Source organism: Paenibacillus daejeonensis DSM 15491 (assembly GCF_000378385.1).
Classification (GTDB): domain Bacteria; phylum Bacillota; class Bacilli; order Paenibacillales; family Paenibacillaceae; genus Paenibacillus_D; species Paenibacillus_D daejeonensis.
Genome location: NZ_KB899660.1, coordinates 678,705 through 692,743, shown reverse-complemented (window position 1 = coordinate 692,743; position 14,039 = coordinate 678,705). Strand labels below are relative to the sequence as shown.

Here is a 14,039-nt window from a genome sequence, read left to right as displayed (position 1 = left end):
TATGATGAAGGGAGGTGGATGAAATCGGCACGTCTCTTACTTTGTGCATGATTGTAAGAAATGAGGAGGAATGGTTGGGGCGTTGTTTGTCCAGCGTATCGTCCTATGTCGATGAAATGGTGATTGTCGATACCGGGTCCAGCGATCGCAGTGTTGAGATTGCTGCATCTTATGGTGCCAACGTCATTCATTACAAATGGGAGAATGATTTTGCAAAAGCAAGAAATGTGAGTCTGGCGCACGCGACAGGAGACTGGATTCTATGGATGGATGCAGATGAGGAGCTGGCTCCTGAAGACGGTCCGGCGTTGCGGGAGGGCATCTCGGTTAGTGAAGATCCCCTTCTACTCATTCAATTGATTAATTATTATGGAGCCGCCCCGCCTGATTCCAGCCGAGCCTATCACATTGCACATCATCGGCTTATCCGCAATGGACGGGGGTTCTGCTTCTCCCAACCGATTCATGAACAATTAAATACCGAGGCGGTCCTTGGCACAGTAGCGGCTATTCGTACACTGCCTGTCCGCATTTTTCATTACGGATATATGGATGAGGTGAAACACAGCAAGAAGAAAACAGAGCGAAATCTGGAGATCTTGTTGCGACAGAAGGAGGACGAATCCTATAGCCCGTGGATTGATTATCATCTGGCAAGTGAATGGATGGGATTGCAAAAATATGAAGCGGCACTTGGTAGCGTCAATTTGGCGATCGCCCGATTCCTCGCGGCTGGTCAGTTGCCACCCTCGATAGTCTACAAGCTAAAATATGCGACCTTGCTGGAAGCGGGTTATGCCGCCAAAATATGTCCTGCAATCGACAAGGCGATCCGTATTTATCCGGACTATGTAGATCTTTACTTTTACAAAGGAATGGCCCGATTCCTGCTTGGGCAGTATGATGAAGCGGCGCAGACGTTTAGCGAATGCATCGCAATCGGAGAATCTTGCAACCATCATCTGACCATGAGGGGAACAGGCAGCTTCTTCGCTTACTATTATCGCGGGCAATGCCGGGAACATATGGGTCTGCCAAATGAAGCGAGTGCTGATTATATAGCTGCCCTGCAGCTGCACCCGCAATTCGAACAAGCGGCACAAGCGCTCAACACATTGCAAGTTGCAGAAGAAGAAAGGGGGTGCAGGTAACGATGTCCCAGGCGAACATACCGAATATTACGCCGACAATTACTGTAACGCGCGAGCAGAGCGCGACGATGCTGCTCTCTTCCATAGCACTGGAAGAAATGGCATTGGCCCATATTATGAATGCGGAGGCTGAGAAAATTCAATACGTACTCGGCACGCTTCATTCGAGTACGACACCCCCTTCCTCGGTATCAATCAGTCAGTTGCTTGAGGTGAACAAGACAGTGCGATTAACGTTGCAGGATGTCGTATTAAAGGAGGTTTTGCTGCAGATTAAATTTGCCAATGTACTTGAATTATTGGAGAAGAGCAACTAAGGGACAAGTCGCGGAAATTAGACACCTCACGAATGGAAGCTTCATACAGTATAGCATTGATGGTGTGAAAGCTAATCAATGCTACTTTTTCATGGTGGGAGGCTAGCCTATGTCACAATCCAATATCCCCAATATAACGCCAGTGATTACAATCACCAGAGATGACGCCGTTAACTTGTTGCTGTCATCGATTGCGTTGGAGGAATTGGGACTCAGTCACATTATCAATGCCGAAGGAGAAAAGCTCCAGTATATCCTAGGGACGCTTCCGGGTTTAACGGGACCGCCTGCGACGATAAGTGACATCCTTAACGTCAATGCAAGCGTCAGGGACACGATTCGTGAGTTAACGAAAAAAGAATGGCTGCTGCAAAACAAGCTGGAAAGTATTCTGTCTACGCCAATTTCAATCGGTCCGACTGGGGCCACCGGACCAACAGGTCCATCTGGAGGTCCTCCTGGACCTACGGGACCTGCAGGGCCTACTGGGCCAACTGGATTTACTGGTGCCACGGGTGCAACCGGGCCTACAGGGACATTTGATCCGGGTACGGTCTTGTTCAATGTCATTGGTCCAACAGGGGCAGCAACAGTAGGCATTGGAGAGAACGTAACCTTCCTCTCTGACACATTGGATATCATCGTAACGCAAGGATCGGCAAATGTCGCGATTGAGAGTCGTAATGTAACAGGACCGACTGGAATCGCAGGTGCAACAGGAGCCACGGGAGCCACAGGAGCGGCCGGAGCCACAGGAGCCACAGGAGCGGCCGGAGCCACAGGAGCAACGGGAGCAGCCGGAGCAACAGGAGCGACAGGAGCAGCGGGAGCAACGGGAGCGACAGGAGTAGCCGGAGCAACAGGAGCGACAGGAGCAGCCGGAGCAACAGGAGCGACAGGTGTAGCCGGAGCAACAGGAGCGACAGGAGCGACAGGAGCAGCCGGAGCAACAGGAGCGACAGGTGTAGCCGGTGCGACAGGAGCAACGGGTGAAACCGGAGCAACGGGAGCGACAGGTGTAGCCGGTGCGACAGGAGCAACGGGCGAAACTGGAGCCACGGGAGCGACGGGTGTAGCCGGAGCCACGGGAGCGACAGGCGTGGCCGGAGCCACGGGAGCGACAGGTGTAGCCGGTGCCACGGGAGCGACGGGCGAAACCGGAGCCACGGGGGCGACAGGAGTAGCCGGTGCGACAGGAGCAACGGGCGAAACCGGAGCCACGGGAGCGACGGGTGTAGCCGGTGCGACAGGAGCGACAGGAGCAACGGGTGTCGCGGGAGCCACAGGAGCGGCAGGAGAAGAAGGGGACACTGGACCCAGAGGAGCGACAGGAGCCACGGGGGCGACAGGTGTAGCCGGTGCGACAGGAGCAGTCGGAGCCACAGGAGCAACCGGAGCAACCGGAGCAACGGGTGTCGCGGGAGCCACAGGAGCAACCGGAACCACAGGCGAAACCGGAGCCACGGGAGCGACAGGTGTAGCCGGTGCAACGGGAGCGACAGGCGTGGCCGGTGCAACGGGAGCGACAGGCGTGGCCGGTGCAACGGGAGCGACAGGCGTGGCCGGTGCAACGGGAGCGACAGGCGAAACCGGAGCCACGGGAGCGACAGGAGCAACAGGAGCGACAGGAGCCACAGGAGCCACAGGTGAAACCGGAGCAACAGGAGTAACCGGTGCAACGGGAGCAACAGGCGTAACCGGAGCAACAGGAGCAACAGGAGCAACAGGAGCCACAGGTGGCACTGGCGCTACCGGGCCTACCGGAGAAAGTGCAATTATTCCATTTGCTTCTGGCGGACCTGCCATCCTCACTTCTCTTGTCTCTGGACTTGCTGGAACGACGAGTTTAGTGGGATTCGGCAGCAGTGCGACAGGTATTAGCTTGGTAGGCGGTCTCATCGATCTGACAGGGACTGTTGCTGGACCAATCATCAACTTTGCGTTCTCGGTTCCAAGAGATGGGACGATTACCTCTATTGCAGCCTTCTTTAGTACCACGGTAGGTTTGACGCTAGCCTTGGGTACGGTCAATATTACCGCTCAATTATTCGTGACGCCTGGCCCAACGCCAACCAACTCGTTTGCGCCTGTCGCAGGCGCGCTAGTCAATCTGGCGCCTCTGACTGGCATCGTCAGTCTGGGTACGATTCGTAATGGCATCACGACAGGTCTTAGTATTCCAGTTGTAGCACAATCTCGTTTGGTATTGGTCTTCTCTGCAACAACAACTGGTTTGGCAGTGCTCACGACTACTACCGGATATGCGAGTGGCGGAATTACGATAGCCTAATAATCTTTTTCACTCTCCAGGCGATGTATGGGTATGACCCTACATCGCCTTCTTTACATTCATTTTACGTTGCGGCCGCGCCTTTTTCATCCAGCACCTGCTTGACCTTGGCAATATGAAGTCCCATCAGTCGGCTGGCCTCGCCGCCATCACCGGAAGCAATGGCCTCGTAGATGGCCGTGTGCTCGCGCAGCAGCCGCTCTGAAGTTGAGCGCTCGGAGTAGAACCAGAGCGCCCGCGTATCCTTCATACTCTCATGCAGACGGTCCGAGAGCGAGCCCATAAGATCGATGATGACCGGATTTCCCGTCGCTGCTGCAATCTGCAAATGAAAACGGACGTCGGCTTGCTCGCCGAATTGTTCGTTTCCGAGCTCTTGTTCCATTGCCCGCAAGGTATGGAGCATCTCTTCCAGTTGTGCAGTGGTGCGGTTGGCGGCAGCCAACATGGCAGCTCCCGTCTCCAGCACCTGCCGGACCTCGAGAATATGAAGCAGCGAGCGAGAGCGGTGCAGCCAATCTTCCGGCTGAAGCTGGGCCGGATGAGTCGGCTCGGTTGGCGCAGCCTTGACAAAGGTGCCGCCACCCTGGCGGATATCCAGCCTGCCCATCGCCTTGATGGCGCTAAGCGCTTCCCGGATCGTTGAACGGCCCACCCCATATTGCGAAGCCAGATCGACGACAGACGGCAGACGGTCTCCCGGAGCCAGCTCACCTGCCTCCAGTTGTTTCAGCACATCCTGTGCTACCCATTCGCTATTTTTTAAGGGGCGTTGGCCTGACGTATCCATGATCATCTTCCTTTCCCATCCCAATTCCTGTTTGCTATTGCTATATTTTATTGTATACTTAACGCAAACAAAAGTCATCAGATGACCTGATCAATTGTTGGGCCTGGTCATCATGGATGCGAGGAGGAAGCAGCAGTGTTGAAGGCAGAGGTTAGAGACGCGCTGATTGCGGTGCTTGGCACCAATGGATACAAAGATGATTCCCAGACCCTGGTCACCCACTCCTACGACGGGACGCCGATGCTCCAGGCCTTGCCTGATGCCGTTGTCTATCCGGCGGACACAGCGCAGGTAGCGGCGGTCATGAAGGTGCTGCACGAGCACCGGATTCCGCTGGTGAGCCGCGGCTCTGGCACTAATCTGTGCGGGGGGACTGTGCCGGTGCAGGGTGGCGTAGTCATGGTCATGCACCGGATGAACCGGATTCTGGAGGTGGATCTGGAGAACCTGACGGCGACCGTGCAGCCAGGCCTGATTACCAAGCAGTTTATTACCCATGTGGAGTCACTTGGTCTGTTCTATCCTCCCGACCCAAGCAGCATGGCCATCTCCACCATTGGTGGTAACATTGCTGAATGCTCGGGCGGCTTGCGCGGGCTCAAATACGGAACGACCAAGGACTACGTCATTGGCTTGGAAGCCGTGCTTGCCAGTGGCGAGATCATCCGAACCGGCGGCAAGCTCATGAAGGATGTGGCGGGCTACGATCTGACGAAGCTGCTGGTTGGATCGGAGGGAACGCTGGCCGTCATTACAGAAGCGACGTTGAAGCTCATCCCACCGCCCAAAGCCAAGAAGACGATGCTGGCAATGTACAGCGATTTATATGATGCGGCACGCACCGTTTCCAAGATTATTGAGAACCGCATTATCCCTGCCACCCTGGAGTTCCTGGACAATCCCACCATTCGGGTCGTGGATGAATTCGCCGGGCTGGGGCTGCCGCTGGATATGGCGGCAATTTTGTTGATTGAACAAGACGGCGAGCCGGAGCTGGTGGAGCGGGACATTGCCCTGATGGCCTCCATTTGCCGCAACGAGCATGCGGACCGGGTTACGGTGGCAGAGGATGCGGCGGAGGCACTGAAGCTGCTGACCGCCAGAAGAAGTGCTTTTACGGCATTGGCCCGGCTGCGGCCAACGACCATTCTGGAGGATGCGACGGTGCCCCGCTCCAAGATTGCCGACATGGTGCTGGAGATCAACCGGATCGCCGCCAAGTACGAGGTGAATATATGCACATTCGGACACGCCGGTGACGGTAATTTGCATCCGACAGCGACGACCGATGCCAGAAACCCGGAGGAGATTCACCGGGTAGAGGAGGCATTTGCCGAAATTTTTGAAGCGGCGATCGCGCTTGGTGGTACGATTACAGGTGAGCATGGGGTCGGTCTGGTCAAAGCGCCTTATCTGGAGTGGAAGGTAGGAGTGGAAGGAATGGCGCTCATGCAGGGCATCAAGAATACCTTTGATCCTCATCACCTCCTCAACCCCGGCAAGCTATTCGCCAAGTCCGCACGCAGAAGGGTGGTAATCGACCGTGGCTGAGAACCGACAGCAATCCGCTGGAACCGGAACGATCACCAAGCTGAATCCGCTCGCCGAGAAGCTGCAGCTGCGGCTGGATGAAGACCAGTTGACCAATTGCATGCGCTGTGGGTTCTGCCTGCCCGCCTGTCCTACATTCCGGGAGACGGGCATTGAGGCGGAGTCGCCGAGAGGCCGCATCGCCCTGATGAAGGCGGTAGCTGATGGTCTCATGGATCCGGATGCCGCTTTTGAGGAGCAGATGAACCATTGCCTCGGCTGCCGTGCCTGTGAGCCTGCCTGCCCGGCTGATGTCAAATACGGCCAGCTTATTGAGCAGGCAAGAGATGCCATTGAGGATCATACGACAAGCCATCGCTGGTGGGTAAAGGGGCTGCGCAAAACGATGTTCCGCGGCGTCTTTCCGAAGCAGGAGCGCATGCAGCTGCTCGGCAGAGCGATGTCGCTCTACCAGCGCTCGGGCCTCCAGCGTCTGGCTCGCGGGAGCGGACTGATGAAGCTGCTGCCTTCCCATCTGGCGGAGATGGAGGCGATCCTGCCACCGGCAAGCGGTCAGGGTGTCATTGAACGAATCGGCGACAGGCATCGCGCCAAGGGAGAGCGGATCGGTACGGTTGGTCTGTTTCGGGGCTGCATTATGGATGTTATGTTCACAGATACCAATGTGAAGACCGTTGAGTTGTTAACAGAGGCCGGGTTCGATGTGGTCATTCCGAAGGCACAGCAATGCTGCGGTGCACTGCATGCGCACAGCGGCGAGCCGGAGGAGGCGCGTTCGCTGGCACGTGGCAATATTGAGGCATTCAAACAAGCCGGGGTGGATTACATCGCCACCAATGCAGGCGGTTGCGGCGCTATTCTGGTAGAGTACGATCATCTGCTACATGAGGATTACAAGTGGGAAGCTGATGCGAAGTGGTTCGCCTCGCGCGTGATGGACATCAGTGACCTTCTTGTCCGTTACGGACGGATTCCCCGTTTTCTCGAATCTGCTGCAGATGGGGATAAACAGGTGCGGATTACCTATCAGGATTCATGCCATCTGCGCAATGTCATGCGATCTGCAGATGCCCCGCGCACCTTGATGCGGCAAATTGAAGGCGTTGCTTATGTCGAGCTTCCCGAGGCGGACCGCTGCTGCGGTTCAGCGGGTATCTATAATATAACGCAGCCCGAGATGGCGGCCAGTCTGCTCGAGGGCAAGATGGCCCAGGTCGAGACAACCGGCGCCACGCATGTGCTGACTAGCAATCCGGGTTGTCTGCTGCAGATGAAGCTTGGCGAACACCGCTGTGGCGGGAGCCGCCAAGTAGAACATCTGGTAGACTTTCTTCATGAGAGGCTGGTTAAGCAGCTATAAAGCTCTACAATCACCGCAGGCCGCCGATCCTCATCGGCGGTCTAATGTTTAATATGATGAGCAAAGTCCCTGAGGTTAGTATGCCGTGTCAAGCGGGGGCCGGACGGATTTTCGAACTACCAGTCGGGTATCGACCACGGTTTTGCTGGTGATTCCCGTCAATTGGAGGGGAGGCTCCATCAACCGGGCAACTGCCAGCTCCGCCATGGCTTCCTTCTCGACATGAATGGTTGTCAGCTCCGGAGAGATGACGACGGATTCGTGAATGTTGTCAAAGCCTACGACCGAGATATCGTGGGGTACCCGCAGGCCTATTTCGCCAAGCGATTTTATGACGCTGATGGCAATATAGTCGCATTCGCAGAACAAGGCAGTCGGCAGATCATGGCTGCGTCCCCGGAACGTATCTACTAGGACGGATTGTGACGTAACAACGGTAGGCGACACGGCGAAAATATCTGACTCGGCTATCTTCAATCCCGCTCCGGCCAAGGCAAGATGAAACCCTTGCTGGCGAGCGTCAAAATTGTGCATCCGCACATGAGACTGCACCAAGCCGACGCGCTGATGTCCTTGTTCCACCAGATAGTGTGCCGCCTGATGCGCGCCTTGAGTATTGTTCATGACAACAAAGTTGGCGCTGACCGTGTCGTGGCAGGTGTCCAGTATGATCAGGTTGCGGTGACGTCTTGCAATCGCTTCGACTTGAGCGGACGTCAAATTTGTGCCGAGAAGGATGATGCCTTGCGAAGCTTGCTCTTGCTCCAGAGCGGCAATTCCTCTCTCAGCCTCGTCGGCTGGCAGTGCGTGGACAAGGAGCGAGATCCCGCGTTTGCGGCATTTATCCTCAATATAATGAATCAGTTCCATGAAAAATGGCTGCTGATTAAAATGCTCCAAGACAATACCGGCATGGGTACATGCGACAAAGCGCAGGGTACTGCCTGCCTTGCCCGTTTTTCCTGTCCGGCTGGCGCGATGGATGTAGCCGGTCTCTTTCACGATGCGTAAAATATTGGCTCGCGTCTGAGGGCTGATGCCGGGCTTGCCATTCAGCGCGAGAGACACGGCGGATTTGGATACATTAGCGTGTTTTGCGATGTCCTCAATTTTAATCAAAGGGCATATCCCTCCTTACAAGCTGACTAAATCTTACTATGGACAACTAAAATGTACAACTCGATTGGTACGTGAAAGACTGAATAAGCGAAAGAGAAGTAACTAAAATTCAGTCAAAATAAAGCAGTGAAATTTATATAAAAAATACGATCAGTAAAGATGCGCGTGATCAATCGTTGCATGATTGTTCAATGGGACGCAAAAAAGCCGCCGATGAGCCATCGGCGGCTGAATCTACATTGTAATGGTCGGGATGACACGATTTGAACATGCGACCCCCTGGTCCCAAACCAGGTGCTCTACCAAGCTGAGCTACATCCCGAAATAGTACATGTTTATAAGCACGAAATGTATCATAACATGACAGGCCTCGCAACGCAACATTTTTTTAAAACGCTGGACATGTCTTGGTTCCGGGCTTCAAACCTGAAGAAGAACAGGGTATACTTAAGGCATTGTAAATGTCAGTGGAGAAGGAAGAAGTCCATGTTATTCGTAATCCTTGCTTTATGGGCGATGACTGTATTTTTGATTGCATCAAATCCCCGTTCCGCCGTGAACCGCGGTTTGGGCGGGGTCGCGTTTTTTGGCGGTACGGGAGCGCTGGCGGCGCTGCTGGATGACCGAATCATCCCGCTCATTGAAGACCGGTACGGCGTAACAACAGCCAGCGAAGCGCTATATGTGCTGCAGGCGGCATCTTCCGTTAGTTCCTATTATGGCGTACCGTATTTCTTTTTGCTCTTCGCCTTGGCCTACCGTCCTCTGGACTGGGTGCAGAAACGGCGTCCTTGGATCGTGCTGGGACTGCTGGTGCCGATTGCAATCAGTCTGATCGTCACACCACCTTATAACGAAATGTACCCAATCACCTTCCGGTTTGTCGTTTGGTGGGCGGTGCCTTATATGCTGTTGGGTACCATCTTAATACTGACGAAGCGAAGCGTTCATGCCCTGCAGGCGCGCACGCATGGCGTCGTTTGTCTGGCTGTGCTTCCGCCGGCGCTCATATTCATGATGCTTAACTTTGTACTCCCGACCTTTGGCATGCTGCGGATGTGGGTCTATAACACGTGGTTCGTCGGACTGGGCTTTATCATTTTTATTGTGGGGCTGTTCACGTATGGTTTCCTGGGTGTCCGGGTGCTGATCGATCGCCGCCGTCTCGATTCAACGCTGCGGGCGGTCACCTCCGGTACAGCCATTCTTAATCACGCCATCAAAAATGATATCGGCAAAGCGAAGCTCTTCAGCGAAAAAATCCGCAGCTATGCCAAATCCACGGACCAGCAAGAATTGCTGGAGGATATTGACACCGTCCTGCAAGCGTCGCGCCACATCGAACAAATGATTAGCCGCGTTCACAGACGAACAGAGGATCTGGTGGTCAAGCCTGCGGAGGTGGATCTCGGTGAACTGATTCATACGACAGCTAAGCCGTATGGCCAGCTCTCCGAGGAGCTCGATCTGACCGTGCGTGCACGCAAGGGCTGGAATTGCCGACTGGATCCTGCCCAGGTGTCGGAGGCGCTGAATAACCTGATTTCCAACAGCGTGGATGCCATGAAGGGCAAAGGGAGGCTGCAAATTGAGCTTGTCGAGGCCAAGCGTGAACTCATTATTGAGGTGCGGGATTCCGGGGGCGGCATGCCCAAGGAAGCCATACGCAAGGCTTTCGAGCCATTCTACACGACCAAGAGCGGCAGCGGTACCAACTTCGGCCTGGGACTTCCCTATGCGTATCATGTCATGAGCAAGCATGGCGGTCGTCTCCTGCTGCGCAGCAAGGATGGCGAAGGCACAACCGCAACGATGATTTTTCCGAAGCGTGCAATCCGCGCGAAGCAAGGCGACGACAAGATAGAGGGGTGAGAGGATGGAGAAGATCAAGCTATGGATCGTCGAAGACGATCAGGAATGGCTCCGGGGGCTAAAAGCCTACTTGGGAGCGCAGGAGGATCTGGAGGTTGTCTTTTCGGCTGACCGGCCCGAGCTTGTGCGTGACGCGCTGCAGCCGGGAACGCCATCGCCCGATGTCGTGCTGATGGATATTATGCTTCACGGTCATCCCGAGGGTGTTGTGCTGGCGGAAGAAGTCGGCAGCTTCACCGGGGCGCCGGTCATCATGCTGACGTCGATGGAGGAGAAGGATCTGATCTTCCGTTCGTTCCAGGCCGGAGCTATCGATTACCAGATTAAGTCCGACTACGAGAGTCTGCCTGAAGCCATCCGCTCGGCCTCGGCTCGCAAGTCGACGATCAGCGCCGCTGCGGCAGAGCAGATGCGGGAGGAATTCCGCCGGCTCAAGGAATTGGAACGCGAATTCGAAACCGAGAAGCTAAAATCACTGATTACCCCTTCAGAGCTGCAACTGCTGGAGCTAGTGGACCAGGGCTATACCCAATCGCAGATCGCCGAACGGCAATTCGTTTCAATTCGAACCGTCAAGAATCACATCGGTAATGTCCTGAAAAAGCTGGGTCTCAGCGGGTCCAAGGAAGCGGCAGGCAAGGCTCGCGAGATGGGATTGTTCGGAAGAGAGGATCAGGACAAACGTTAGCGTGCAAGAAGCGGTACCAGAGGAAGTTGGGACTGGTCATCGCCGCCTGAGTTGGTAATAATGGAAGCAGGTTGGAGGTGACGAAAAAATGGGATTTGTGTGGCTCTCCGCAGCTCATCTTGCCGCTCTGGCGGCAGCTGTTATCTGCTGGACGCTCATCGTAATCTGGCGACGGCAACTACGCCATCCTCGGCTTGGCCGAATCACGAGGTGGTCGCTGGCCGTTATTCTGCTGGGCAGCGAGATATCGTTGCAGATCTGGCATGCCATCAATGGGACTTGGGGTGTTCAGGCATGGCCGCTTCAACTATGCAGCATGACACTATTGCTGTCTGCTGTATTGCTGTTCTCACCCGGACGGCGGTTGTATGAGCTATGTTTCTTTCTGGGTATCCTTGGCGCGCTGCAGGCGCTTTTGACCCCAAATCTGGATTACACGTTTCCGCATTTTCGTTACCTGCATTTTTTCGTGGCGCATATTGCTATAATTGCTGCCAGCGTCTATATGACGGCTGTAGAGAGATACCGACCGACAGCAGGATCGGTTCTGCGAGCCATTGGCTGGCTGCATGTGCTTGCGGTGCCCGCGTACGTGGCCAATCTCTGGACCGGCAGCAACTTTATGTTCCTGGCCCGCAAGCCCGCGACCGGCTCCATGCTGGATCTACTTGCTCCCTGGCCCTGGTATCTCCTGCAACTGGAGCTCGTTGTATGGACCTTGTGCTTCCTCTTGTACGGCATGCTTCGCCTCGTCGACCGACTGGCAGGTCCCCGACGCCGGTCCAATAGCGGTGCCGCTTGATTTTTAAGATTGCCTTTGGTATAGATAAATAGACTTATATTTAGTTTATTTTCATCAAGATTCAATTGTTAGACTTCTTAAAAATGGCCGAAGAGGCACGGAATCGAATCTGGTCAACGCTTTCTGCAAGAAAGCGACTTCGGAAGCATACGCTGCGTAGCGTTCGCCTAAAAGCTTTTCGCAGAAAAGCTAGCTTCGTAAGCATATGCTGTCCCCGGATTTCTACCGCTAAAGCGGTTAGAAAATCCAGAAATCCGGGGACAACAGCGATCGGAAGATCGATCCGTGACCGTAGGCTTCTTTTTAAGTAAACCCTCAATATATTATCATCTGATTATAGAAAGCGGCTGACACACGATTATGGGCAAAAAAGTCTCCATGCAGCAAATCGCCGATTACCTGGGCGTCTCCAAATTTGTCGTCTCCAAGGCGCTCTCTGGCAAAGGCGGCGTCAGCGATCAGACCAAGGAGCGCGTCATCCAGGCGGCCTCCCAGCTCGGCTACTTTGCGCAGAGCAATACCATTCAAAAACCGGCCGAGACCACTATTGCGGTCACCAGGCCGCGCACCCGGCAAAAGAAGATCGTCATCGTCCTGATGCCCAACATCCGGTTCCAGACCAGAGAATCAACCTATTGGGGCAAGATCGTCAACGGCATCTCGGCCAAGCTTGAAGAAGACGGACTCGGCATTCTCATCGTCTCGGAGCACAGCGTCGATCACTTCATGGATATTTTAAATCCGAAAGGCATTATGGGCTTAATTGGTGTCGGGGTGATCTCCTCTTCGCTGCTGCTGGAGGTGCACCGGATGGGTATACCTATGGTCCTCGTAGACCACGAGGATGCCCTGATTCCGACCGATACGGTATTCGTCAACAATACGGACTGTATGTATCGATTGACCAGACATATGATTGGACTGGGGCACCGCGAGCTGCAATTTGTGGGCAGCAACCAATTCTCCCGCAGCTTCAAGGATCGCTGGATTGGTTTTCGCAGTGCGGTGGAGGAGGAGCTGGGGCCGAGCGCGGTTGACGGAAGCAAGCTGCTCAGCGTGGACGGGCTGACCGGACCGGATGCGGAGTCTGAAATCCTGACTTGGGCAGAGAGCATGCGCCTAGCGGGTTCACTGCCAACGGCCTGGATGTGTGCCAACGATATGATTGCTATTCACGTACTGCGGGCGCTGGAGACACTGGGGCTGGCTGTGCCGAAAGATGCAGCGGTCACCGGGTTTGACAATATAGAGGATGCGTACCGATCGCGGCCTCCTCTAACGACAGTCAACGTGCCCAAGGAAACACTGGGAAGGCGCGCTGTGGAGCGGCTGCTTGCCCGAATCGCCAAGCCATCGGATCCCATCGATAAGCTGCTTATCAATGGCGAGGTGCTCTATCGTGACTCTACTTCCACCAAGTGATTGCTCAGCTAATGATATATAAATGGCGATGCCAGGCTTATCCCGGCATCGCCATTTGGTTCAGAATTTAGAGTAGCGCCTCGATGTCATCTGTCAGAGCCGATGGCTCAGTGCGAGCACTGAACTGTCGCACAACTTGTCCGTCCCGATCCACCAAGAACTTGACAAAATTCCATTCAATCTCGCCAGTCCGGTAAGGCTCCGGTACTTCCTGAAGCAGATGGGTGAATAGGGGATGGGCGTGTTCGCCCTTGACGTCAACCTTGGCAAACATCGGGAAGCTGACATTATACTTGAGCTCGCAGAACGATTTGATCTCCGCTTCGGTCCCAGGCTCCTGGCCAGCGAATTGATTGCAAGGGAAACCCAGCACGGCCAGGCCGCGATCACGATATGTATCGTATAACTGTTGTAGTCCTTCATAATGAGGCGTCAGGCCGCAAGCACTTGCCGTGTTGACGATCAGCAGCACCTTACCTTTGTAATCAGCCAGTGTGGTGATCTCGCCATCAATCGTGGTCACAGTAAAATCATAAATCGACATATCCGTTCTCCCCCTCATAGTAGAAGTAAAAGTTCAAAAAGGCCTCCTGATTGCTTTCGGAAGCCTAAAATGGTAAAGTATAAGTTGGTCGCTCTGTCTTCCATCCGTTACAATTACAACCAACAAACAGCTA

12 protein-coding genes and 1 tRNA gene are annotated in these 14,039 nt (G+C 54.6%); 9 read left to right on the top strand and 4 right to left on the bottom strand.

What is annotated here, in order from left to right:
• Positions 1-47 precede the first annotated feature (47 nt).
• The 3 genes from F556_RS0110215 to F556_RS0110205 all read left to right on the top strand — a co-directional run bounded on the left by F556_RS0110215 (position 48) and on the right by F556_RS0110205 (position 3,758).
• Positions 48-1,151: a glycosyltransferase gene (locus F556_RS0110215; RefSeq protein ID WP_020616848.1), complete on the top strand. Its 1,104-nt coding sequence runs from the start codon at positions 48-50 to the stop codon at positions 1,149-1,151.
• 2 nt (positions 1,152-1,153) lie between these two features.
• Positions 1,154-1,468, top strand: coding sequence for an alpha-helical endospore appendage domain-containing protein (locus tag F556_RS0110210; protein ID WP_020616847.1), 315 nt, complete (start codon positions 1,154-1,156; stop codon positions 1,466-1,468).
• 109 nt (positions 1,469-1,577) lie between these two features.
• The gene (locus tag F556_RS0110205; protein WP_020616846.1) at positions 1,578-3,758 is read left to right on the top strand and encodes an exosporium glycoprotein BclB-related protein; all 2,181 of its coding nucleotides are present in this window, start codon (positions 1,578-1,580) and stop codon (positions 3,756-3,758) included.
• A 64-nt stretch (positions 3,759-3,822) separates the two neighbouring features.
• Here the strand turns inward: F556_RS0110205 and F556_RS0110200 are convergent, their stop codons facing one another.
• The gene (locus F556_RS0110200) at positions 3,823-4,548 is read right to left on the bottom strand and encodes a FadR/GntR family transcriptional regulator (RefSeq protein WP_020616845.1); all 726 of its coding nucleotides are present in this window, start codon (positions 4,546-4,548) and stop codon (positions 3,823-3,825) included.
• A gap of 135 nt (positions 4,549-4,683) precedes the next feature.
• On the opposite strand from F556_RS0110200, the gene F556_RS0110195 reads away from it, so the two are divergent.
• Positions 4,684-6,099 carry an FAD-linked oxidase C-terminal domain-containing protein gene (locus F556_RS0110195; protein ID WP_020616844.1) on the top strand — a complete coding sequence of 472 codons (1,416 nt, stop codon included), beginning with the start codon at positions 4,684-4,686 and terminating at the stop codon, positions 6,097-6,099.
• Positions 6,092-7,459: a (Fe-S)-binding protein gene (locus F556_RS0110190; RefSeq protein WP_020616843.1), complete on the top strand. Its 1,368-nt coding sequence runs from the start codon at positions 6,092-6,094 to the stop codon at positions 7,457-7,459. The genes F556_RS0110195 and F556_RS0110190 overlap by 8 nt, the downstream gene beginning before the upstream one ends.
• A 75-nt stretch (positions 7,460-7,534) precedes the next feature.
• On the opposite strand, the gene F556_RS0110185 is transcribed toward F556_RS0110190, so the two are convergent.
• Positions 7,535-8,578, bottom strand: a complete 1,044-nt coding sequence (locus tag F556_RS0110185) for a substrate-binding domain-containing protein (RefSeq protein ID WP_020616842.1) — start codon at positions 8,576-8,578, stop codon at positions 7,535-7,537.
• A 245-nt stretch (positions 8,579-8,823) separates the two neighbouring features.
• A tRNA-Pro gene (locus tag F556_RS0110180) sits at positions 8,824-8,900 on the bottom strand.
• 194 nt (positions 8,901-9,094) lie between these two features.
• On the opposite strand from F556_RS0110180, the gene F556_RS0110175 reads away from it, so the two are divergent.
• The 4 genes from F556_RS0110175 (at position 9,095) to F556_RS0110160 (ending at position 13,362) form a co-directional block, all read left to right on the top strand.
• Complete coding sequence (locus F556_RS0110175; RefSeq protein ID WP_211222557.1) at positions 9,095-10,450, top strand: sensor histidine kinase; 1,356 nt, start codon at positions 9,095-9,097, stop codon at positions 10,448-10,450.
• A 4-nt stretch (positions 10,451-10,454) separates the two neighbouring features.
• A complete protein-coding gene (locus tag F556_RS0110170) occupies positions 10,455-11,138 on the top strand; it encodes a response regulator (RefSeq protein ID WP_020616840.1) in 684 nt (227 codons plus the stop codon).
• 88 nt (positions 11,139-11,226) lie between these two features.
• A complete protein-coding gene (locus F556_RS33655; protein WP_020616839.1) occupies positions 11,227-11,940 on the top strand; it encodes a YwaF family protein in 714 nt (237 codons plus the stop codon).
• A gap of 360 nt (positions 11,941-12,300) precedes the next feature.
• Positions 12,301-13,362, top strand: a complete 1,062-nt coding sequence (locus F556_RS0110160) for a LacI family DNA-binding transcriptional regulator (protein ID WP_020616838.1) — start codon at positions 12,301-12,303, stop codon at positions 13,360-13,362.
• Between the two features lie 67 nt (positions 13,363-13,429).
• Here F556_RS0110160 and F556_RS0110155 read toward each other — a convergent pair whose 3' ends face one another.
• The gene (locus tag F556_RS0110155; RefSeq protein WP_020616837.1) at positions 13,430-13,906 is read right to left on the bottom strand and encodes a glutathione peroxidase; all 477 of its coding nucleotides are present in this window, start codon (positions 13,904-13,906) and stop codon (positions 13,430-13,432) included.
• Positions 13,907-14,039: the final 133 nt, after the last annotated feature.